This window comes from Streptococcus sp. S784/96/1, from assembly GCF_902729355.1.
Lineage (GTDB): Bacteria > Bacillota > Bacilli > Lactobacillales > Streptococcaceae > Streptococcus > Streptococcus caledonicus.
This window is the reverse complement of sequence record NZ_CACVCC010000028.1, coordinates 1-23695: the sequence shown is the minus strand read 5'-3', so window position 1 is coordinate 23695 and position 23695 is coordinate 1. Positions and strand designations below refer to the sequence as shown.

At 38.1% G+C, this 23695-nt stretch carries 19 protein-coding genes and 1 other RNA gene; 3 read left to right on the top strand and 17 right to left on the bottom strand.

The features are described 5' to 3' along the window. Positions 1-261: 261 nt before the first annotated feature. From GZ996_RS09160 to GZ996_RS09105, 12 genes are all read right to left on the bottom strand, one after another. The gene (locus GZ996_RS09160; protein WP_156807001.1) at positions 262-897 is read right to left on the bottom strand and encodes a response regulator transcription factor; all 636 of its coding nucleotides are present in this window, start codon (positions 895-897) and stop codon (positions 262-264) included. Next, complete coding sequence (locus GZ996_RS09155; protein ID WP_156807000.1) at positions 887-1894, bottom strand: sensor histidine kinase; 1008 nt, start codon at positions 1892-1894, stop codon at positions 887-889. The genes GZ996_RS09160 and GZ996_RS09155 overlap by 11 nt, the downstream gene beginning before the upstream one ends. Beyond that, complete coding sequence (gene liaF / locus GZ996_RS09150; protein ID WP_156806999.1) at positions 1891-2589, bottom strand: cell wall-active antibiotics response protein LiaF; 699 nt, start codon at positions 2587-2589, stop codon at positions 1891-1893. Before liaF ends, GZ996_RS09155 begins: the two co-directional genes overlap by 4 nt. Before the next feature lie 907 nt (positions 2590-3496). Continuing rightward, positions 3497-5392 carry a Stk1 family PASTA domain-containing Ser/Thr kinase gene (gene pknB, locus GZ996_RS09145; RefSeq protein WP_156806998.1) on the bottom strand — a complete coding sequence of 632 codons (1896 nt, stop codon included), beginning with the start codon at positions 5390-5392 and terminating at the stop codon, positions 3497-3499. After that, positions 5389-6129 (bottom strand): Stp1/IreP family PP2C-type Ser/Thr phosphatase, encoded by a 741-nt coding sequence (locus GZ996_RS09140; RefSeq protein WP_156806997.1) that lies wholly within the window; start codon positions 6127-6129, stop codon positions 5389-5391. The genes pknB and GZ996_RS09140 overlap by 4 nt, the downstream gene beginning before the upstream one ends. Before the next feature lie 42 nt (positions 6130-6171). Continuing rightward, positions 6172-7494: a 16S rRNA (cytosine(967)-C(5))-methyltransferase RsmB gene (gene rsmB, locus GZ996_RS09135; RefSeq protein ID WP_162011890.1), complete on the bottom strand. Its 1323-nt coding sequence runs from the start codon at positions 7492-7494 to the stop codon at positions 6172-6174. After that, positions 7484-8419 carry a methionyl-tRNA formyltransferase gene (fmt, locus tag GZ996_RS09130; RefSeq protein WP_162011889.1) on the bottom strand — a complete coding sequence of 312 codons (936 nt, stop codon included), beginning with the start codon at positions 8417-8419 and terminating at the stop codon, positions 7484-7486. The genes rsmB and fmt overlap by 11 nt, the downstream gene beginning before the upstream one ends. A gap of 37 nt (positions 8420-8456) precedes the next feature. Next, positions 8457-9128 carry a YdcF family protein gene (locus GZ996_RS09125; RefSeq protein WP_162011888.1) on the bottom strand — a complete coding sequence of 224 codons (672 nt, stop codon included), beginning with the start codon at positions 9126-9128 and terminating at the stop codon, positions 8457-8459. A gap of 24 nt (positions 9129-9152) precedes the next feature. After that, positions 9153-11537: a primosomal protein N' gene (locus GZ996_RS09120; protein WP_162011887.1), complete on the bottom strand. Its 2385-nt coding sequence runs from the start codon at positions 11535-11537 to the stop codon at positions 9153-9155. A gap of 263 nt (positions 11538-11800) precedes the next feature. Next, complete coding sequence (rpoZ, locus tag GZ996_RS09115; RefSeq protein WP_121835789.1) at positions 11801-12118, bottom strand: DNA-directed RNA polymerase subunit omega; 318 nt, start codon at positions 12116-12118, stop codon at positions 11801-11803. A 16-nt stretch (positions 12119-12134) separates the two neighbouring features. Then, entirely contained in the window at positions 12135-12749 is a 615-nt protein-coding gene (gene gmk / locus GZ996_RS09110; RefSeq protein WP_156806992.1) for a guanylate kinase, read from the bottom strand. Between the two features lie 154 nt (positions 12750-12903). Beyond that, positions 12904-14511, bottom strand: a complete 1608-nt coding sequence (locus tag GZ996_RS09105) for a ribonuclease Y (protein WP_161980863.1) — start codon at positions 14509-14511, stop codon at positions 12904-12906. Positions 14512-14641: 130 nt separating this feature from the next. Between GZ996_RS09105 and GZ996_RS09100 the strand changes: the two genes are divergently transcribed. Continuing rightward, positions 14642-15124, top strand: coding sequence for an S-ribosylhomocysteine lyase (locus tag GZ996_RS09100; RefSeq protein ID WP_156806990.1), 483 nt, complete (start codon positions 14642-14644; stop codon positions 15122-15124). 752 nt (positions 15125-15876) lie between these two features. Here the strand turns inward: GZ996_RS09100 and GZ996_RS09095 are convergent. From GZ996_RS09095 to GZ996_RS09075, 5 genes are all read right to left on the bottom strand, one after another. After that, positions 15877-17298 carry a cell division site-positioning protein MapZ family protein gene (locus tag GZ996_RS09095; RefSeq protein ID WP_161979096.1) on the bottom strand — a complete coding sequence of 474 codons (1422 nt, stop codon included), beginning with the start codon at positions 17296-17298 and terminating at the stop codon, positions 15877-15879. 12 nt (positions 17299-17310) lie between these two features. Next, positions 17311-18465, bottom strand: a complete 1155-nt coding sequence (locus GZ996_RS09090) for a THUMP domain-containing class I SAM-dependent RNA methyltransferase (protein ID WP_161979095.1) — start codon at positions 18463-18465, stop codon at positions 17311-17313. Positions 18466-18971: 506 nt separating this feature from the next. Beyond that, positions 18972-19339, bottom strand: an RNA gene (gene rnpB / locus GZ996_RS09085) — RNase P RNA component class B. Positions 19340-19556: 217 nt separating this feature from the next. Beyond that, positions 19557-19958: a DivIVA domain-containing protein gene (locus tag GZ996_RS09080; RefSeq protein ID WP_156806987.1), complete on the bottom strand. Its 402-nt coding sequence runs from the start codon at positions 19956-19958 to the stop codon at positions 19557-19559. A gap of 89 nt (positions 19959-20047) precedes the next feature. After that, positions 20048-20572: a DUF1273 domain-containing protein gene (locus tag GZ996_RS09075; protein ID WP_161979094.1), complete on the bottom strand. Its 525-nt coding sequence runs from the start codon at positions 20570-20572 to the stop codon at positions 20048-20050. A 68-nt stretch (positions 20573-20640) separates the two neighbouring features. Between GZ996_RS09075 and recU the strand changes: the two genes are divergently transcribed. Both recU and pbp1a read left to right on the top strand, forming a co-directional pair. Further along, complete coding sequence (gene recU / locus GZ996_RS09070) at positions 20641-21243, top strand: Holliday junction resolvase RecU (protein WP_156806985.1); 603 nt, start codon at positions 20641-20643, stop codon at positions 21241-21243. Positions 21244-21298: 55 nt separating this feature from the next. Next, complete coding sequence (gene pbp1a, locus GZ996_RS09065) at positions 21299-23416, top strand: penicillin-binding protein PBP1A (protein WP_238385954.1); 2118 nt, start codon at positions 21299-21301, stop codon at positions 23414-23416. Positions 23417-23695: the final 279 nt, after the last annotated feature.

The following is a 23695-nucleotide window of genomic DNA, read 5'->3' as shown; positions in this document are numbered from 1 at the left end:
TTTAACTGATTAAACATCACCTTTCTTTTTTCTATGAACAAATGATAATTTATTATAACACATTTATAGTCTAAACTGAAAAGACATCTTCATTTCACTGGAAATAGAGAACGAAACAGCAGACATTATTTCAAAACATCGACTTCTACCTCACTCTAAAAACGATTGAAGCTCAAAAAGCGTTCAATGATGATTTATTAACTTGCTATACCGACAAACATAGAAGGTTAAGTATCTTCTCTCAATCTGACTACTTATCCATCAGTCAACATCCTTAACCAATTTATGCTTGAATGCATAAACAACTGCTTGGGTACGGTCAGCGACATCAAGCTTAGAAAGGATATTTGAAACATGGGTTTTTACTGTTTTTAAGGAAATAAACAATTCATCTGCAATGGTTTGATTATCGTAACCTTTAGCTAAAAGGGCTAAAATATCACGTTCACGCGCTGTTAATTCATCATGAAGGTGAGGCTCATCTCTATAATCCTTAAATTTTTGATTCACTTCTGTCTCAATAGCAAGTTGTCCATTAGCAACTTTCCTAATCGAGTTTAGTATTTCTGCTGCATTCGAAGTTTTTAACATATACCCCTTAGCACCGGCTTCAATTACAGGATATATTTTTTCATTATCTAGATAGGAGGTCAACACTAAGATTTTTGCCTCTGGCCAATCTTTTAACAGTTTTAAAGTAGCCTCTACACCATCCAGTTCAGGCATAACCAAATCCATAACCACTACATCAGGTTTTAAGTCTAAGGCCATTTCTATTCCCGCTCTGCCATTTCCCGCTTCACCCACTACTTCCACATCTGATTGTAAATTAAGAAAACTTTTAAGCCCTAAACGTACCATTTCATGATCGTCAACCAATATTACCTTAATTGCCATCTTCTTCTCCTTCCATCAACGGCACTCGAATATCTAAAGAGGTTCCCTGACCTTTACTTGAGAGGAGTTTCATCGTTCCCGCTAAATCCTCCACTCGGTCTTCAATATTTTTTAAGCCATAGCTGAGCTCTCGATTTGCATCTAGATCAAACCCCTGACCATCGTCTATCATTTTAAGTTCTACATCGCTGTCGCCTTGAATCAAATAAACTTCTAAATGATCAGCCCTAGCATGTTTTAATGTATTACTGATAAATTCTTGAGCAATACGGAACAGATTTTCTTCGATTGATTTCGGAATTTCAACAACTTCTGCCCTATAATTTACTGTAATATTTGCTTTATCAGTCAGTTCTCGTAAAATCATGCGTAGCCCCTCTGATAGGGTCTTTCCTTCCAACTCTGTTGGTCTCAGATGAAGTAATAGAATCCTCAAATCATTTTGAGCATCATTCACAATCCCTTCAACCGTTTTCAATTGCTCTTGCAACTGTTTTGTAGTTAAATCTGGTGCAGAATGCGCTAATCCAGACAGCATCATGCTAGAAGCAAAAAGTTCCTGACTGACTGTATCGTGAAGATCTCTAGCAATCCGACGTCTTTCTTGCTTCACAATATCTTCACTATTTTCAATATAAGCATTTTCTGTTTTCTGCAAATTAGTTGTCAAATGCCTCATCTTGTTAGATAGACGCAAAAGATTTCGACCTAATTCTGTTTCTCCTATTTCTCGAATCGGTTTATTTTCTAAGATTGTTCGTAATTGATAATTTGTTTGGCGTGTACTATATTCATCCAATAAAAACCATCCCAAAACCAAAAGGACCATTAATGTTACCGCTAGAGAAAGCAGGGTAAATCCTAGTCTAAGAATCAGACTCACGTCCGAAGTCAGCAGTTTAAAACTTAATCCTAGGCTATCAAATAACACAAAGCTAACCGTTCCTAAAATCAGTAAATCAAACAGAAAAAGCATCACAATCGTTTGTTTTTTCATCCTCGTATTACCTCTACGTTTCCTGCCAAAACACTAATGACCAATTTAACACACTTTTCAGACTGACTATAACCTTCTTCTTCTAGTGTAATCGTCTCATTTCGTAAATCATATTCAGGATAGCCAAAAAAAGTGATACTTCCATAAATACAAGAAGCATTTAGTCGGACAGAAACATCAATTGGTACAATAATTTGAGTGGGACCATAAATCTTACGAATCAAAATATGATTCGCCTTACCTTGTACAATAACTTCCGTTAAATCAATCGTATCATTTCCTGTGAGACGAATAATATTGATATCATCAAAAGCATAGCTCGTCCGCTTAAGGGGTTCATGTTCTCCAATCCATTGATTTGCTGAGGAGGCCACTGTTAATTCCTTTTCTTCAAACTGAATTAAAGCCCTACGATTTTTTTGTTTCACTTGAGAGAAATGATTAATCAGCACATAGACAACACCAAATAGGATAGCAACAATTACATACGGATTTAACATAAAAACCAAAAAGAGGAGCCAAAAACTAGCTGTCAAAAGAAAATTATTTCGACTTCCTAAATTATAGAATCTCAGTAACAACAAAGTAACCACTAAAAGCAAAAGAAAAGCTGAAATATCTCTAGACAAGATGGTCATAATTGCCATTGCTAACAGAACACTTTCAACAATTAAGAAAATATGAATTTTTTTCATGTTAGACACGACTCCTTAACATTCAGTCAGTATTATCATTTGATTTCATTTTTAGGATACATCATCTCCAAAAGTGACCTAACCGTATACTCCCTATCATACACTAAAGGTCTCTGCACCACCTTGCATCTCCCGTTTTCTAATATTAAAATAAATTCGTCCTTACTCTTTTTCTCGTCGTCATAATAAAAAGATTTAGAAAGTGTTTACGGTCGAAAATAAAAGGAAAGAAGTTCATCGCATGGGTGGATATATAATTGAATGTTATAGCCATTTAGTTTTGCACCTTTTAGATAAATTATCTCAGTTACCATTCATTTCCCATCAATGTCTAGTTGTTTCACAATGTGTTATTCCAAATTTTCTACAATCGTTATGACGGCGAAGTTCCCACAACTAATGTATTCCGTAGTAGTAAAACGAGTAAGACAGTAGTCTTGATTTCAAAGTGTTGACTTCCCTTTACTTTTTGTTTTCTAAGAAAGAATAGGACGCCATAGAAGGTTTTGATGGGATTAGGGCAAAAATATCTTAACTTTCTCTTTTTGATAGTAATAGGAAATTGATGCAGTGGTTGATTGGAAGTCTGCAACTGGACACTCCTGCATTGTTAGCAACCATCCTATGCGATTGTGACAAGGTCTACCTTTGGACCCTCCGCACTTTTTAATAAGGAAACAAAAAAGTAATTTTTGCATTTGGTTCAGTATTAATAGCGATATAATCCGATTATATTGTTCATTTTAACAAATTTACTTATAAAATTCTTAAATAAAACCCAAAAACACCTTACCCTCCCAAAAAATCTCAATCAGTCTTCGCAACAAGCCTTCAAAAAGTATCCAATTACAGTAAGGCAAAATTAGCAAAGTATCTTTTGATTTTTTAAGAGAATAAGGTAGAGTTTTTATTGACCACCAACACTTGTTTCAGGTTCGCTAACGGTGGTGCTTTCTGATATGCTTGATGTCGCACTATGAGGACTTGTTGCCACAGTCGTTTCTGTGCTTGTCGTAGAAGTAGAATCTTCTTGTAAGTATAGCACAAGATCATCCTTTCCTTTTACAGAAATCGCATTTCCGTAATAAGGTTCTTGACCAACGACAACACTGCCACGACTTGGTTTTTTGACCTCAATATAACCATTTTCAGTATGCATATAAAATTTGATACGTGATTCTGAAATTCCTAAGGCCGTTAAAATAGCAAGGGCTTGACTAGAAGTTAGATGGTTACCAGAATCATCAGTCGTAACATTTGGCATAATCACATCATCTTTGATAGCCACTTTGAAAATAATTTTTGTTGATTGACCTATCTTATAAGTCACTCCTGCTTTTGGCGTTTGAGAAATGATTGTCCCTGTTTCGACCTCCGTCTCTTCAACATTTTCATAACTGATATTTTCTTCCGCAACATGATAAGTTGCCATCAACTCAGCTTTGGCATGTTCATAAGTCTGGCCTTCGTAATCTGGCATTTCAAAACTTCCATAGCCAGATGAAACATAAAGATTAACACTATTCCCTTTTTTACGACTTGAACCTGCTGTAGGATTTGTTTTAATAACCTTACCCGCTTCAACAGAATCACTCTCTATTTCGTAAACTTCTCCTAACTTTAATCCAACCTCTTCAAGAGTAGTTTTCGCTTGCTCTTGTGTCATACCAACTATATCCGGAACAGCCACTGATGCAGGATTAGAAAGGGCTAAGTAACCAAAGAAAATACTAAATAAAATTAAAATACTTAAAAATATTTTTAAAAGTGTCGCAATTGGACGACGCTTTTTCTTGACTGTTTTTTGTAAAACAACCTCTTGTTCTACTGGAGGAGACGGTTGAACAGTTGCTGCCTCAGTCGTTGTTTTTAAAAGTTTATCACGCGATGTTTTAGAAGTGTTCGTATCTACCTTAGGAAGACTGGTCTTAACCATAGAAACGTTGTCAAATGTTAAACGACGTTCTCTAGCTCTTCCTGAATCAAGTGACGAGGAAAGATCTCTAATCATTTGATACGTTGACACATAACGATCCGTTAATTTTTTAGCTGTCGCGCGCAGAACAACATTCTCTAATGCCTGCGGAACTTTAGGATTTTCAGTAATTATCGAAGGCAATGGCTTTTGAAAATGTTGTAAGGCAATTGTGACAGCCGAATCACCATCATAAGGAATATGGCCAGTTAACATTTCAAAAAGCATAATCCCCATAGCGTAAATGTCACTTTGGATAGTGGCTTTGGAACCACGCGCTTGTTCTGGGGATAAATAATGTACTGAACCAAGCATCGAATTTGTCTGTGTTAAGCTAGTCTCAGCAAAGGCTACTGCAATTCCAAAATCTGTCACCTTAGCTCTACCGCTTTTCGTCAAAAGCACATTCTGAGGCTTTAAATCGCGGTGAATGATCCCTTTTTGGTGCGCAAGAGTCATCGCCGATAAAACTTGTCTCATAATGTGAATAACCTCATCATTCGACAAAGGTCCATGGTCATGAATATATTTCTTCAAATCTGAACCATCAACATATTCCATTACTAGGAATTGTTGACCATCTTCTTCTCCAATATCACGAATAGCAACAATATTGGGATGAGAGAGTTCTGCCATGGCACGGGCTTCTCGTTGAAAACGAGCTACAGCTACTTGGTCTGTCTGATAATTGGTACGAAGCACCTTAATTGCTACTTCTTCATTGTCCAATATAAGATCGTTTGCCAAGTATACATCTGCCATACCGCCACGACCAATGGATTTGAGAATACGATATCGACCAGCAAAAAGTCTGCCAATCTGAATCATTTAACATCCTCACTTTCGAGTACGACTAATGCTACGGTGATATTATCAAGCCCTCCTTCAAAATTCGCTTGCTCAATCAAAGCCTCTGCCTTAACATCAAGACTCGTTTCTTCCGAGAGGATTTCAACAATCATTTGATTTGACACTAAATTCGTCAGCCCATCACTGTTAATGAGAAGATAATCTCCTTCTTCCAAAAGCTGTACCGCTACATCAATCTCAAGTGGGGCAGCCTGACCAACTGATTGCGTGATGATATTCTTTTGTGGATGGACAGCAGCTTCTTCTTCTGTCAATTGCCCAGCCTTTACCAAAGCATTAACCAAAGAATGATCACTCGTCAACAACTCATATTCACCATTTCTAATCAATCCTACACGAGAATCTCCAACATGGGCAAAGATAGCAACGTTATCAAGTAAAGCAACGGCTTCAATGGTTGTTCCCATACCCTTATAATCTTCTGTTTGACCTAATTCATAAATTTTTTGGTTTTCAGCTTCAATAGCTTCAAACATCCAATCACGAATATGGCTAAGTTCTGTAAAATCTGTATTAACCCAAGAGCGACCTAAATCCGTTACCGCCATTTCACTGGCAATATTTCCTGCACGGTGGCCTCCCATGCCGTCTGCAAGGACAATCAGTGTAATATCGTTTTTATTTGTATATTTATTGATAAAATCCTGGTTATTGGAACGTTTTAAACCAATATCCGTTTGTAATGCAATTTTCATAGTTGTATCCGCTGAACAGCGTCAGCTTTTCCTCCTAAAACACTAATCAACTCGACGGAATTTTGCAATAAAGAATCCGTCAGTCCAATATTGTTCTGGTGTGATGGCTAGACAGCCATCTACCACAATATCCTTCTGTGTATGTTCTAATGGTACCTGCTCAAAATTGGGATGTTTAGCTAAGAAAGCTTTCACTACCTCTTGATTTTCTTCTGCAATAATCGTGCAAGTACTATACACCATTATACCACCTTTACGCAAGGTTTGACAAACACTTGACAGGATTTCCAATTGGGTCCTTTGCAGGCTTTCAAAATCTTGTAGTTCTTTATTGTATTTAATATCTGGTTTACGACGAATGAGACCAATTCCTGAACACGGAGCATCTACTAAAATTTTGTCAAAGCTGTCTGATGTAAAGGTTTGATGAACTTGACTGGCATCTAATTTTTGTGTGTTAATCTTATCCGAAACTCCAAGTCGCTCAGCATTTTCTCTAATTAATTCTAATTTGTGGTCATATAAATCCAAGGCTATTACGGTACCCGTTTTTAGATAACTAGCCATGTGAACCGTTTTGCCACCAGGCGCTGCACAGGCATCCAAAATCACATCACCTTCTTGAATGTCCAAGACTGGAGCAACTAATTGACTGGTTTCATCTTGAATAGTAATAGCACCTGATTTAAACCACTCACTTACAGCAAAATTACCACTAGCTTTTGTTAAACCGACAGGTGATAATACCGATAACTGCGCCCCGGTGTCTGCTGCGATGACCTTAAGTTGAGACGGTTCTGTCACTCGAACACTGGCTTTATTTCTGATAAAAAGGCTCTCAAAAATAGATATAGCGCGGTCTTCACCATATTGTTCGATTAATTTTTTGACCAACCAAATCGGTAATGAATACTGAATCGCATAGCGTTTGTTCACACGCTTAATCGTACGGGGGTCTGGCAATGGCTCGCTACTTAATTTGCGTAACACCGCATTTACCAACTTCTCAGAACCTTTATTATTTCCCCTGTTTTTGGCAATAGCTACCGCATCATTGACCACCGCATGGGCTGGAATTTTATCAAGGTAGACCAACTGATACAGGCTAAGCATCAGTAGATCATACACCCAGCTCTGCAATTTGTCCCGATCTGCAATCACATGTGACAGATACCACTCTAAAGTCTTTTTTCTGGCAACAGTCCCATAAACAATCTCTGTCACCAATGCCTTATCTTTATCCGATAGATGCGACTGAGTTAAGTGCTTATTCAATGCTAAGTTAGAATAGGCCCCTTCACGAAAAACATCTTCTAAAACGATAAGGGCTTTCCCACGCGCAGTTTTTTTCCAATTATTCGCCAAATTGATCACCCACTTCAAGGGTACGGCCAACCCCGTTTAGAAAATCGATAATCTCCATTTTCGGTTTTCCAGCTGGCTGAACTACTCTTAAAGAAATCGCCCCATTACCCGTCGCAACGACTAAGGTTTTCTTGTTTTTTTCAAGAATTTGCCCTGGTGCACCTTCGCCTTCTACCACTTCTGTGTCATACACCTTGAACCGTTGTCCTGCCAAATAAGTATGTGCTACTGGCCATGGGCACATCCCACGTACCTGATTGAAAACGTCACGCGCTGACTTTGTCCAGTCAATCTGTTCTTGTTTTGGAGTGATGTTTGGTGAGAAGGTTGCTTGACTGTGGTCTTGCGGCTCAGGCTTAATCTCCCCAGCAATGTAGCCCGGAAGAGTCTCTAAAAGAAGATCTCGTCCCACAATAGCTAGTTTCTCAAACATGGTTCCGACATTATCTTCATCTAAAATTGGTGTACTTGCTTTAGAAACCATGTCCCCAGCGTCCATCTCCTTGACCATTTCCATAATGGTCACTCCTGCTTCCGCTTCACCATTCATGATGGCATAATGAATAGGAGCACCGCCACGATATTTAGGCAACAATGAGGCGTGTACATTGACCGCAAAGCCCACACTGTCTAACAACTTAGTTGGTAAAAATTGTCCAAAGGCTGCAGTTACAATGCCATCTGCACCCAAAGCCATCAGCTCTGCCATTTCTTCAGACCCCGATAATTTTTCAGGCTGGTAAATCTTGAGGTTGTGTGCCAATGCAACTTCTTTCACTGGTGTCATTTTAATTTCTTTTTTACGTCCAACTGCACGATCTGGCTGAGTTACGACTGCTAAAATGTCGTAACGACCATCCGCCAAAAGTCCCTTGAGAACTGTTGCCGAAAACTCAGGTGTTCCCATAAATAGTAATTTTGTCATGTGATATTCCTTTCACTGCTCTTAATCTAAGTCTATCTTAACATGATTTGTCTAAGATAGGAAAAGTAATGGCTTCATTCTCTAAAGGTAGGATATCTCCTTTTTCACCATAGTATTTAATTCGTAAGTATTCTCCCCATACCCTTGAACGACCTACCTCCGTCTCCATCCAATTGTACCGACTGATTGAAGTTTCCTTATACGCTGCATCAAAGGTATAGGGAATGTATTCAATCTCATTAGGGATGTTCCTAACCAAGGTTCGCCACTGACGTCCGGTGGCGTGACTTTTACAGATAAACATGACACGATTAACCGTAGAAAAATCAAAAACTTCTTTGGCACAAGTCACATTTTCCAAGGTGTTAGTCGATTTTTTCTCTGCAACAATACAATCTTTAGGAATACCAGCTTCAAGAAGAAAAACCATAATAACATCTGCTTCTGTCTGTCCTTCAAAATGCCAATCAGGATGCGGCGTGCCCGTCAAACTACGTCCACCGGTTACAAGAATCTTATCAGCATAACCTTTTTGATAGGCTTCAATAGCTTTCTCCCAATGACCAGGGTGAGTTCCTGAAAAGATAAAAAGAACATCACATTTTTGGGGTGAAACTTCCTCACAAAAGGTTACTTGTGTTAAAAAATCAATTTCTTCCTGTGTCAATTGACTAGGGACATCAGGGGTCTTAGATATCATTGGCTTCATTACAGTCCTTTCATTGCTAACATCTTACATCATATTCTGTGGTTCATGGTCAATGGCTAGTCTCAAATCTTTATTATCTGGTGCTTGTGTCCAGTCCAAAATATCATTAAGAACGGCTTCAAGATTATCCTCAAAGCGATATTTGATAATGATTTGATAATGGTATAAATTATGCGTTCTGGCGATTGGCTTAGGCGTCGGTCCTAAAATTTTGACTTTTTCTGATAAATAGCTGCGCAACTTTTCCATGACTTGATAGCTCTTATTGACAAGTAAGGTTTCATCTCTGTGAGATAAGGTCAAACCAACTGTGTAATAATAGGGGGGGTAGGATAGCTGTCTGCGAATGTCCATTTCATAGTTATAGAAACCCTCATAATCTTGATTTTTTGCAAATTGAATCGCGTAATGGTTAGGATTATAGGTTTGAATAACAACTTCACCAGCTTTCTCAGCACGTCCAGCTCTCCCTGCAACCTGTGTCAATAACTGAAATGTTCTCTCAGCAGCACGAAAATCAGGTAAATTGAGAGAAGTATCCGCATTAATTACCCCTACCAGAGTCACATTTGGAAAATCTAGCCCCTTTGCAATCATTTGAGTCCCAAGTAAGATATCTGCTCCGCCGTTTCCAAAAGTCTCTAAAATCTTTTCATGAGCGCCTTTTTGACGAGTCGTATCAACATCCATTCGAATAATCCTGGCGTCAGGCAAGAGCGCCTCAAGTTCATCATAAGCTTTTTGAGTTCCCGTGCCATAATAACTAATTTTCCGACTTTGACAATCTGGACAGACGTTAGGAATAGCTGCTTGATGCCCACAATAATGACAGTTCATTGTCCGTGTATCCATGTGTAAGGTCAACGAAATATCGCAATTAGGACATTCATCAACGTAGCCACAATCTCTGCACATCACAAATGAAGAATACCCCCTGCGATTGAGCATTAGTACCACTTGCTCTTTTTTGGCAAGACGATCACGAATGTTATCAAGTAAAACTGGCGTAAAATTACTAGCCTCCTGCTGACCAATGACATCCTTAAAATCAACAACCTGAACAGTTGGTATAGTTGCCAAAGGATTGGCCCGTTGCGTTAACCGTAAAAATTCATAGACACCCTTACTAGCACGAGCACGACTTTCAATCGTTGGTGTCGCTGACCCTAAAACAAGTACAGCTTCATGATACTTAGCACGAAGGAGAGCAACATCACGAGCATGATAGCGTGGATTTGACTCTTGCTTATAAGTTGCCTCATGCTCTTCATCAATGATAATAGCCCCAATATTTTCTAATGGAGCAAAAATAGCAGAGCGAGCGCCTACGACTACCTTTGCTTGCCCCGACTTGATTTTACGCCACTCATCAAATTTCTCACCATCCGAAAGCCCCGAGTGCATAATAGCCACTTGATTACCAAAACGTGAAATGAAACGGTGGGTCATTTGGGGAGTTAATGAAATTTCTGGGACAAGCACAATAGCTGTTTTCCCTAATTTTAATACCTTATCAATAATGTGAAGGTAAACTTCTGTCTTACCCGAACCTGTAATTCCTTGTAACAAAAAGGGCTTGCTCTCTTGCCCAATTTTTTCCGTTACACTATCTACAACGTTTTGTTGTTGAGCGTTTAGCGTCAAAAAATCAGTTTCTTCAACACGACCAAAATAGTCATCTGAACGATTTTGTTCGACTTTATAAGTTTCCAGAAAACCATGCTCGATGAAATATTTAACAACAGGTGATGAAAAGCATTTATTCAGCTCCGCTATTTTTCCATCTTGAGAATTTTCTAGAAGATACTGCTGCAATTCTAAGCGTTTCTTAGCACGATTTCCTAAATCTACTTCTGATAAACGCCGTTTATTAACATTATAAAAGGTTTCTGTCTTAATCGTTTTACGATCTTTAGCCAGATAATCTACCTGGATCTGACCGCTTCGTGCTAAGCGAGTTACCTTGTTTTCTAATGTTTTATCCAAATCATTAGCAGAAAGGCTGAACTGTGAACCAAAAATCACCTGCCGATCATCCTCTGACAAAGTCTCTCTAGGTATCAGTAACTTCTCATATTGACTATTTAAAAGACTTGGTAACATCGCTTTTAGAAGAGAAATCTTATAAGAAAAAACCGTATGTCGCATCTTGTCAGCCAACTCAATCTGTTCCTTATTGAGTACAGGTTCAAAGTCTAAAACCTCTGCAACAGATTTTAATGCCGTATCTGTCTCATCCAAAAAATCAACGACAAATCCTTGCAACAGTCGATTTCCATTGCCAAAGGGAACATGCACCCTAGAACCTACAGAAATAACGTCTCTCAGGTGCTTCGGAATGTCATAAGAAAAAGGTTTATCAGTTTGCATCAACGGCATATCAACAATGACCTGAGCAATTTTCTTCATAGATTTCCTTTCTAAAAACTATTTTACATTTTCTAAATATAACACTCATATGATTATTTAGATTTTATTTATAGTGATTCAAATTCAAAAATTACTTTTTGTATTTTTCTTAAAAAGTGAGGACATTCCAAACTCTGGAAGACCTTTGAAGGTAGGAAATAAAACTGACAAAATCAGCGGCAAAACCTCCTACGAAGTTCCATTTCTTTTTGACAAGCCCTGTTCTACACCCTGTATAAAGGAAAAATCCAAGATAGACTACCTTAGATTTTTTCTCCTTCTTCTTCTTTTTCTTTAGCAATTTGCTCTTTGATTTTACGTTCTTCTTCTTCTTTGGCTAAACGCTCTGCTTCGATACGAGCAAGGACCTGAGCGCGTTTTGCTTCTGGATCTGGGTGAATCGTCACATTTCCTGACTCAATTTCTTCCAAAGCACGCAAAGTATTTTTTACGGACTTAAACCCTTGAGTAGGATTTGCGCCAGCTTCTAACTCATGTGCACGCTTTGCCTGTAAAATACAAAGTGAGTATTTTGAAGGAACCTTGTCCAATAATTTGTCAATTGACGGTTTTAACATCATAACAGTAATCTCTTTTCTAAATATCTTTAATCATATCGTTGTATCTTCCGATAACACGTTCAACACGGTAATGCTCAGCCTCAATCAGGCGCTTAACACGCTCAGCTGCTAATGGCACTTCATCATTCACGACAGCATAATCGTATTCACGCATGAGCACAATCTCTTCTTTAGCACGGGCGATACGCTGAGCAATCACTTCATCACTATCCGTCCCACGACCAACCAAACGATCTCTTAACTCCTCTAAATCAGGTGGGGTCAAGAAGATAAAAACACCGTCTGGAACCTTCTTTTTAACCTGAAGAGCACCTTGAACCTCAATCTCAAGAAAAACATCAATTCCCTTATCCAGAGTTTCATTGACATAAGTTAGCGGTGTCCCGTAGTAGTTCCCTACATACTCGGCATATTCTAACATCTGACCGTTTTTAATCAACTCTTCAAATTCTTCTCTAGTTCGGAAAAAATAATCTTTCCCCTCAACCTCACCAGGTCGTTTAGGACGTGTCGTCATCGACACCGAGTATTCAAATTTATGGTCTGGCGTAGAGAAAATCTCCTCACGTACAGTCCCTTTACCAACTCCTGACGGTCCTGAAAAGACAATCAATAAGCCACGTTCAGACATTGTAAAAATCCCTCTCCTAAGATGACAGATGCCCATTGACAATCACACATCTGTTACAAAAATATTCATATTATTTCTCTCTATTTTAGCAAAATAGCAGAGCTTTTTCAAGGAGAGAAGCAGATAAAAAACAAAAAGCCTCTCGGCTTCTTATCTATTTGGCATAGTCAACTGCACGCAGTTCACGGATAACCGTGACCTTGATATTTCCTGGATAGTTAAGATTATCCTCAATCTTTTGACGGACCTTATGAGCCATAATCGTAACTTGATCATCCTTGATTTTCTTAGGTTGTACCATAATACGAATTTCACGTCCTGCTTGAAGTGCATAGGCTTGTTGAACACCATCAAACCCAGTCGCAATTTCTTCCAAGTCACGTAGGCGCTTAATGTAATTTTCCATTGATTCGTTACGTGCACCTGGACGAGCTGAACTGAGAGCATCCGCGGCTGCTACAATCACAGCAATAACTGATTCTGGTTCTACATCACCATGATGGCTAGCAATTGTATTGATAACTACTGGGTGCTCCTTGTATTTACGAGCAAACTCTGTTCCAATCTCAACATGGCTTCCATCAACTTCACGGTCAATTGCTTTCCCCATATCATGCAAGAAACCTGCACGACGAGCTAAAGCAACATTCTCTCCAAGTTCACCTGCTAAAATACCCGCTAATTTACCAACTTCAACGGAGTGGCGCAAGACATTTTGCCCATAAGATGTACGGAACTGTAAGCGTCCCATAATCTTAATCAAATCTGGATGTAGGTTTGGAGCACCAATTTCATAAGCCGCTGCCTCACCATACTCACGGATACGATTATCAAGCTCATTACGATGTTTCTCAACCAACTCTTCAATACGAGCTGGATGAATACGCCCATCTGCAATAAGAGCCTCAAGTGTTAAACGAGCAATTTCACGTCTAATTGGATCAAATCCTGATAAGGTTACCACTTCTGGTGTATCATCGATAATGATATCTACTCCGGTTAAACTTTCTAGGGTGCGAATATTACGCCCTTCGCGACCAATAATACGTCCTTTCATCCCATCGTCTGGTAAATGAACTGTCGTAACAGTTTGCTCCGTCACGTATTCTCCAGCAATACGTTGCATCGCCTGTGCTAACAACTCTTTGGCTGTCTTAGTAGATCGGTCTTTAACTTCTTGCTCTGCAGCTTTAATTCGAGTTGCGATATCATGAGACAAGTTATTTTCTGTCTCGGTTAAGATAACCTCACGTGCTTCAGCAATAGTCATATTGCCTACGCGTTCAAGTTCGGCATATTTCTTAGCTTCGAGTTCTGCTAATTGCTCCTCACGCTCATCGATATTTCTAGATTTATCTGTTAGACTTTGCTCTTTAGATTCGAGCTGTTTCTCCTTGCTGACCAAACTTTCATCTTTGCGATCAAGCGAAGAAGCACGCTCACTTAGACGTGTCTCCATTTGTTTCAATTCTTGACGCTCAGATTTAAATTCTTGCTCAATTTCGTGACGATACTTTCTAGCCTCTTCTTTTGCCTCCAGCAAAGCTTCTTTTTTATGCGCTTTGCTTTCAAGCTCTGCCGCCTTACGAATATGCTCAGCTTCTGCTTCAGCCTGTCCACGTAAAGTAACAGCATCTTGCTCTGCGTTAAGAAGAGTTAGCTCAGCAGTTTCTCTGGCTGATTTCATCTTAGCCGAAATTACTGCATAGCCAATCATTAAACCGATGAGGATAGAAACAATTGCTAATATAACATTTAACATTCATTCTCCTCTTTTCTATAGTTTTTTTCAATCAAAACTATCTTTAAGTTTATCATAAAATAAAACGTTTCACAATCTAAAAATGAATTTTATGGTATGATAGAAGAAAATATTTTTAAGGAGAAATTTTATGACAAAAAAAGTTATCGTGGAAAGTTTTGAACTTGATCACACTATCGTAAAAGCACCTTATGTCCGCCTTATCTCGGAGGAAAAAGGTCCTGCTGGAGATGTGATTACCAATTTCGACATTCGTTTAGTCCAGCCAAACACCAATTCAATCGAAACTGCTGGACTCCACACCATTGAGCACTTACTTGCCAAGCTCATCCGAGAACGCATTGATGGTATGATTGACTGCTCTCCATTTGGTTGCCGCACTGGATTTCACCTAATTATGTGGGGACAAGTTGACACAACTACTATCGCCAAAGTACTAAAATCTAGCTTAGAAGAAATCGCAACTGTTACTAGCTGGGAAGATGTTCCTGGAACTACTATCGAATCTTGTGGTAATTATAAAGATCATAGCCTTTTTGCCGCGAAAGAATGGGCTAAGTTAATTCTCTCTCAGGGGATTTCAGATGATGCTTTTGTAAGAAAAGTTGTCTAATTTTAAAGTTGCTCTTCCAAAAGCACATACATAAAAGAAAAAATTTTTATTTTTCAGTAAAAACAATCACCTGACGGACAACATCCAACAGCGCAAATTTCCTATCGTATTGGAGATTATGAGTGATTTCTATATCGAGTTAATTAGCTGTAAACGCTTTCTTTTTCTTACCTTCTATAGCAGTTCAAGAAAGAAATCAGTGTTTTGAAATTTCGATATTTTGGACAACTTAAATAGCTGAAAAAGTCACTCTGCGTATCCCTTCTTTTGAAAAATAATCATTCTAAAAAGCATAGAAATAGCGTTTTAAATAACGTCATTCTATGCTTTTTACTGTAACTTTAGAGTTTTCCATACTTCTCCAAATCAAATCCGAGTAAACTACCTATCTATGCAACATTAACTTTTACGGATAACCTTGCAATGATGTAAAATCAAAAGAACAAAGGGGGCGTCAGCTAACGATTCTGTTTGAAGAGGGACAAGGTAGGTATTCTAACCGCTTAAATTTTTATAGCATTAACAGCTTGATTTCTATTCTTAGGAACCAGAATTCAAGGAAAAATTCAGATTTCAAAGTCATGACTCTTGCATTATTATCCCTTGACTAATACACGTTACGTAGTAGTCGGTACAGGAAACTGAGTTTTCCTAATTTCTTCCACCCCCATTACTCTGTGACTTTACCACGAAAAATTGTAACGGTATCGTCCCTACCTAATTTACTAATAGAACTTCGTTTTAGCTTCACTCTAGTAATCTAATGCGTCTGCATTCCCCTTAGCATTTCCAACAAAATAGCCGGTTTTACAATTGATTGAGAAAAGGTAAGTTCCATCCGGTTTAAACATATTATAATAACCGTTGCCATTAATAATGTTTACTTTTTCTAAGATGTAATTATTCCCTACAATGTGACCACGTTCTTGTGCAGTTGCTACAATTTTTTCAAGAATACCTTCATTAAAAGTCCAAGCAGGATTATCTTTATCAGCAATCACATCAAAATTATAAGGTACACGACTTAACTGACGTTGAAGTGTATTGACATCATAATTAGTTATCCCATAAATACTTGTTGCAGATACCGGTTGAGTCGGAGCGGCTACTGATTGAGACGGTAATGGTTGAGATGGCTCTACAACGACCGGCTCACTATCTCTCGCAGGAGCATTAGCAGCCGCACTATTTTCAGGATTAGTCGTTTTTGTACGTGCCTCTGCCACAACTGATTGCAAGAGAGTATCTAAATGAGCATTACCTGTATTTAAAACCGTTGCTGACAGATCATTTAGGGTAGCATCAGATTTTAAAGAACTCGCTACTTTTTCACCGTCAACAATAGCAGGACTATCAAACTTATCATTGACAGCTTGCACAGCTTTAATAGATTTGTTTAATCGTTCAAACTTACTCTTAGCATCGTCATAATAAGTCGTTCCTTCTAAAGCTTTCAGTAAGCGTTCAAGTTCCGACACTTTTCCGAATTCGCTATTTTTTAGTTTAGACTGTGCTTCATCTTTAAAGAATGTCGCATACTGCTTATTAAAAGCCTCAAGTTTTTTATTAGTCTGCTCAGAAGCATCTGTCGTTGTTTCAGTAGTTACTTTAGTCTGCGTGACCTTTTCTGATGCCTCTTTTGATTGATTTCCTTGAAGCATGCCATAGCCTATTGCTGCCACTCCAAGAATCAAAGCTATAGCGGTTCCTAACCATAGACTTTTTTTCTTGTAAAAAGGCTGAGCTGGTTCAATTCCCCCTAAGCCAGTCTTATGGTCTTCTTCTGATTGATCCCTCTCCACCATATCAAATGGTTCAATGGTAGAAACAGGCTTAGCATCTGGGGTTTCCACCGCAACTTTAATCAATTCTTTGGAAGACATTTGACTTTCTTGATTGAAATCATCTGAATGCGATAAGTTTTTACGCTGCTCAGCAATAAATTCATCAATCTTTTCACGACTTAATTCTGATAGTTCACGTGTGTTCTCAAACTTCTTAGAAGCTACTTCTTCACGATTTTGCTTAATATATTTATCTAAAATATTATCATTTTCAGTAATACCCGCTTTGAGTTCAGCTTCTTTACGAACCGCCTCTTCAATAGTCATATTTTTAGCTTGTTCAAAATTGAGTTTTTCTTGTTGATATTCTTGCGTGTATTTCTTTGACATGTTATCCCCTTTCTAAACCTGCTGGCGTTTAACTCTTTCTCCATAATATTGATAAAGATCAACTTTCAGTGTTCCGTTATACAATTTACGTTTTTTATCAGCTAAACTACCATATTTCTTTTCAAACCGTTCATCACTGGTTAAAATAAATTTACTCCATGTTCTAAGCGGTGCAAATGTTTCACCCATATCATGATAAAGAGCCGTTATTCCTTCATCATCCAATAGACGTTCTCCATACGGAGGGTTAGAAATAATAACACCATTTATTTTCTCTGTTCGAAAATCTTGTAGGCGCATTTGCTTAAAGGTAATAACACCTGAAAGCCCAGCTTCCTCGGCATTTCTCTTAGCAATTTCAACCATTCGAGCATCAATATCGCATCCTATGATATCCAACTCTACATCATAGTTTGCTTTACTTTCAGCTTCATCGCGCACGCTTTGTACCAAATGACGATCCATCCAAGGCCAAGCTTCAAATGAAAAAGTGCGATTAAAGCCAGGAGCAATATTCATCCCAATCATAGCAGCCTCAATACAGAAAGTCCCCGAACCACAAGTTGGATCCACTAATGGTTTATCTGGAAACCAATTTGTTAACTGAAGAATAGCAGCGGCCATATTTTCCTTGATAGGAGCACCACCTTTTTCAGTACGGTAACCACGCTTAAAAAGACTTGTTCCTGTTGTATCAATTAAAATGGTTGCTATATCTTTAAGAATTGACACCTCAATTTTAAATTCAGGACCATTCTCCATCAACGGAACTCCTTCTGGACGATGAAAATATTTTTGTAATTTTTTCACAACAGCTTTTTTTGTAATCGCTTGAACAGAAGGTTCGTTATGAAGCTTAGATTTAACGCATTTCGCCTTTGAAATCGGGAAAGCAGCACCCAAAGGAAGATAATTTTCCCAATCGAGAGCAAAAACGCCTTGGAATAATTCTTCAAAAGTTCTTGCTGGAAAACTTCCGACCACAATTTTTATGCGATCTGCCGCTCGTAACCAAAGATTGGTTTCAACGATTGTCTGAGCATCTCCTGTAAAGCGGACTTTACCGTTTTCAACCTGACAATCAATCCCTAAATTTCTGATTTCTCGACCAACTACCGCTTCCAAACCAGCAGCTACTGTAGCAATTAAATTAAATTGTTTTTTCATTTTATTCCTTATTCTTATATTCTTAGCCTTATTATAGCACAAGTCACACTTTAGAAGATTACATTACTTTTACGGTTCCTCTAGAGCTTCACAAGAAAAGAAGAGAGTGGAGTTGAAATCATCATTTCGAAGAAGATAATTTCTTTCACTCTCTTAGTTCTAAGTTTAGATGAGACACTATGCTGAACAACAACTTCCTCCTCCATTCAAGACACAAAATCTTAAACGGCTCAAGACTCAAGGCAGATCATAAAATTGATGCTAATCTCCCCAAAAAAATCACAGAAACTTTTTATTTCTAATCTGAAACTTGCTTAAAAGTAGCTAAAACATTTCAGAGACTTTTAGTATTAGAAAACAGGTATCACACCGTTTGTTATAGTCATTTATTATAATGGCCACTAAAGCCAATCTGACAAGAACTGCCTTCCACCATCACACTGAATTCTTTAACTGAAAAATAGGAGGCTGGAATATTTTCACTGCCTCCTACCCTATATGCAATTTTCTATAAGCCATGTTTTGTTCCAGAAGTGACTAGGTACCACTTCTTTCGATAATCATCTGTCTACTGTTTCCAGTCAAAATAGTCCGTTCATTTCCGGCTATCTCGTGCCCCTACCAAAGTTTGGGTTGCTAGCTTGAGGGGTTTACCGCGTTCCATTTTTTACGTTTCCATAAAAACTACGTCACTGTGGCACTTTCAGAAGTACTGAGGCATATCCAAAGACTTAGCCCTTTCCCCCGCCGTAACACCAATAGGCGTCCCTAGGCTTATTGTTTCGCCTAGCACAAACACTACGAGCATCTCAGCTCGTGCTAGCATGGACTTTCCTCATGAAAAAACCTGTTCTTCATGCGATTATCCGAAAATTACACTTCATTTTTGTTTATTTAAATTAGCAGTTGATTTTGGTTAGATAACTTGAAATCGTCAACAAAAAGTATGCATCTGCGACATTTCATGACTGGACTTTAGGTTCTTTCCAATCTACTTTCTAAGTCCCAGATTGCAACCATAATCAAGGAAGGTAAACAACAATAACATTTCTCACTAAAAAGAACCTGTTTTATCCCTAAAACAAAACTCTTTACTCAACAATTTGCTTACCAAAAACTTCTTTTTCTAATCGACTAATTCGTTTAAGAATATCAAAATTAGTCACTGATGCTGATAACCGTGCTAAATCATTTGGTTGATTAGGCGAGCTAGCAAATGAAGGGATTCCTGATTGAACACGTTCTGATTCAAGCGGTGCTGTAAAAATCTGAGTCTCAGGAGCAACAGAACCTGCATCACTCATTTCATTTTTGAATTGTTCACGCAGTCTCGCGTTCTCCTGACGAAGAAGTTCTAGTTGGGCTTCATAGGTCTCATAATCTTTGATGATTTCATCTAAAAATTCATCAATTTCATCCTTATCATATCCACGAAGAACAACCTTAAATTCACGTTCAAAAATATCTTTAGGACTTAACATAATTTTTGCCATATCACACACTCCATACATCGCTATTGGCTAATCAAAGCATTATCAATTCTATATTACCTAAAAGTTGAGTAAAAATCAAGTTTTTACACTCAATCACATAAATCTGTTGCAAAGTCATTCAGTTCCTCTATTGTAAGTCGTTTTAACTCATACTGTTCTTTTTCCGTCATCAAATGATAAAGATATTTCAAAGACGTCTCGTGTTCACTATCATAAAAGAGATAAGCCCCTTGGGTATTATCCAATAAAAATTGATTATACTGTCTAAATTGTCCAGGATTATCATAACGCACAAATGCATATTTGACATAGTCAACTGCCTTAAAAAGTGCTAGTTTTTCCTGATTATTTTCATTCCAATTTTCTCCGTGATTTTCAAAAGTAAAAATGGTAGCTAGAGAAAAACCATAATCATGCTTCAACTCATTTGCCACTTCTAACACCCAGTACTCGAAACCTAGATTACCAGTAAAAATCAACCAATCAACACCATTTTCAGCTAATCTGATTAGATCTCTTCTGATAATTTTTTTAATCACCTCAACACGCTCATCCTTATCTTGAAAAATTCCTAATTCTGTATTTTTGTACCCTGTTATTAAAAATGCGGTCATTATTTGTCATCCTTTTTCAAATTATGATATAATTAATGGGATATAAGTGAAGAAATTAAGGAAGGTTCATGGTTAATTATCCCAATAAAATTAAGGGAAGTGTGCACTCGTCCTCGCACAATAGACCCAATCATAAAACGATTGATTTTGCCAATCGTGGCATGAGTTTTGAAACAGCTATTAACACAACGAACGACTATTACTTGTCTCGTCACATGGCAGTTATCCACAAAAAACCTACTCCAATTCAAATTGTTAAGGTTGATTATCCCAGGCGAAGTCGAGCAAAAATTGTTGAAGCTTACTTTAGGCAAGCTTCAACAACAGACTACTCGGGTGTCTATAAAGGTTATTACATTGACTTTGAAGCTAAAGAAACTCGTCAAAAAACAGCAATGCCAATGAAAAATTTTCATTCACATCAAATTGAACATATGGCTAATGTTCTACGACAAGGTGGTATTTGCTTTGTACTCCTTCACTTTTCTAGTCTCAAAGAGACTTACCTTCTTCCTGCGAAACCACTGATCGATTTTTACCAGATTGATCAAGGCACTAAATCGATGCCTCTTGATTATATCAAAAAAAATGGTTTCGCTATAGAAACAGGTGCCTTCCCTCAGGTGCCTTTCCTAGATATCATAGATAAATATATTTTAGGCGGTGATTAACATCAAAAACGCAAGAAACAGAACAAAATCCTCTAAAACAAATCAATCTGTCCTTTTGAAAAAAATCTTAGGATATTTTTCGATTACTATATTAAGCATTATTATCTTAGCTGTTATAGCAGGTGGCAGTATTTTTGCTTTTTATGCTAGCCAAGCTCCAGAACTTTCTCAAGAAAAATTACAAGCGACTAGTTCCAGCTTGATTTATGATAAAGATCAAAATCTTATTGCAGATTTAGGAACTGAAAAAAGAGAATTAGTCACTTCTGATAGCATTCCTATTGGTTTAGTTAATGCCGTTGTTTCCATTGAAGATCACCGTTTTTTCCAGCATCGTGGAATTGATATTTATCGTATTTTGGGTTCCATCTGGCATAATCTGACTAACGATACAACACAAGGCGGTTCGACACTTGATCAACAGTTAATCAAGTTAGCATATTTCTCAACCGCAGAATCTGATCGTACTATCAAACGGAAACTTCAGGAAATTTGGTTAGCACTCCAACTAGAACGCCAATTTACAAAAGAAGAGATTTTAACTTTTTACATTAACAAAGTTTACATGGGAAATGGAAACTACGGCATGCGTACCGCATCAAAATCTTACTTTGGTAAAGATTTAACTGAATTATCCATTCCTCAATTAGCTCTACTTGCCGGTATTCCTCAAGCTCCGAGTCAGTACGATCCCTATACGCAACCTGAATTAGCAACCAAACGCCGTGATACGGTGCTCTCTCAAATGTATCGTCACAAATACATTTCTAAGGAAGAATATAATACAGCCCTATCAACTCCTATCACTGATGGTTTACAAACATTAAAACCTGCTACAAGTTTTCCAAAATATTTTGATAATTATTTGACAGAAGTTATTTCTGAAGTCCACGAAAAAACAGGTCTTGATATTTTTAGCGCCGGACTTAAGGTTTACACTAACGTTGATAGTGCAGCACAAGAGCACTTACATGATATTTACAACACGGACACTTATGTAGCATATCCTGACGAAGAATTCCAAGTTGCTTCTACCGTGATGGATGTTACAAATGGTCACGTTATCGCCCAACTTGGTGTTCGAAATCAGCAAGAAGACATCACATTTGGTACCAATCAAGCTGTATTGACTGATCGTGACTGGGGTTCTACCATGAAACCAATCACCGATTTTGCACCTGCCCTTGAAAACGAAGTTTATACTTCAACGGCACAAAACCTAAACGACTCCATTTATTATTGGCCGAATACAAAAACTCAAATTTATAACTGGGATAGACAATATTATGGCTGGATGACAATGCAGACCGCTATCATGCAATCTCGTAATATTCCTGCTGTACGAGCTTTGGAAGCAACTGGACTCAAAAAAGCAAGTGACTTCTTAGCCGGTTTAGGGATTACATATCCCGAGTTATACTATTCCAATGCCATTTCTAGCTCCACATCAAGTAATGATCAACAATATGGAGCAAGCAGCGAAAAAATGGCTGCTGCATATGCCGCCTTTGCCAACGGAGGTATCTACTATGAGCCACAATATGTTAACAAAATAGTTTTCAGCGATGGTTCAAATAAAACTTACGAAGCTAAAAGTAATCGTGCAATGAAAGAGACAACAGCCTATATGATGACTGACATGCTCAAAACAGTCCTCTACTACGGTACAGGAACTCGTGCGCAAATCTACGGGCTCAATCAAGCTGGAAAAACAGGAACCTCTAACTATACTGACGAGGAACTTGCTACTATTAATGAAACCTTAGGTTTAAATAACTGGAATGTCGGACTGATGGCCCCAGACGAAAACTTTGTCGGTTACACTCCTCAATACTCTATGGCTGTTTGGACAGGTTACAAAAACCGTCTGACACCAGTCTACGGTTCAGGACTAGATATTGCTACTGATGTTTATCGTGAGATGATGACTTATTTAACTGGCGGTTACAACGAAGACTGGACAATGCCGGATGGTCTTTATCGTAGTGGTAATTATCTCTACCTCAGCAATGCGACTCAAAGTTATAATTACTATTATGAAACAACCACCGCTTCTAGCACTACTAGTTCAACTGAGCAATCAGAAAACACTTCAAATCCTGAATCAAGTCTTCAAGAGTCAACTTCTCAAATTCAAAACCACTTCGAAGCTACTACGGAAAATGGAAATTAAACATCGCCAATAATAAAGAGTCTGGGACAATAATCCCTTGGCTCCAAAAAAAGCAACGGATTCCCGTTGCTTTTTTGCATGGTTGCGATAGTCTTGATAAAATAGAATTGCTCAATAAACCATTTAGAAAGGCTATCTCATACATATTCACTATAATACAAATCAAACGACTTTATCACTAGAAATAAGTTTTTTCTTGCCACAAGACCATATTGTCTTTACCATTGAAAAAGTGGTGAATGCCTTGGAAGATAGTCACTTCCACGCTTTCTATCATGA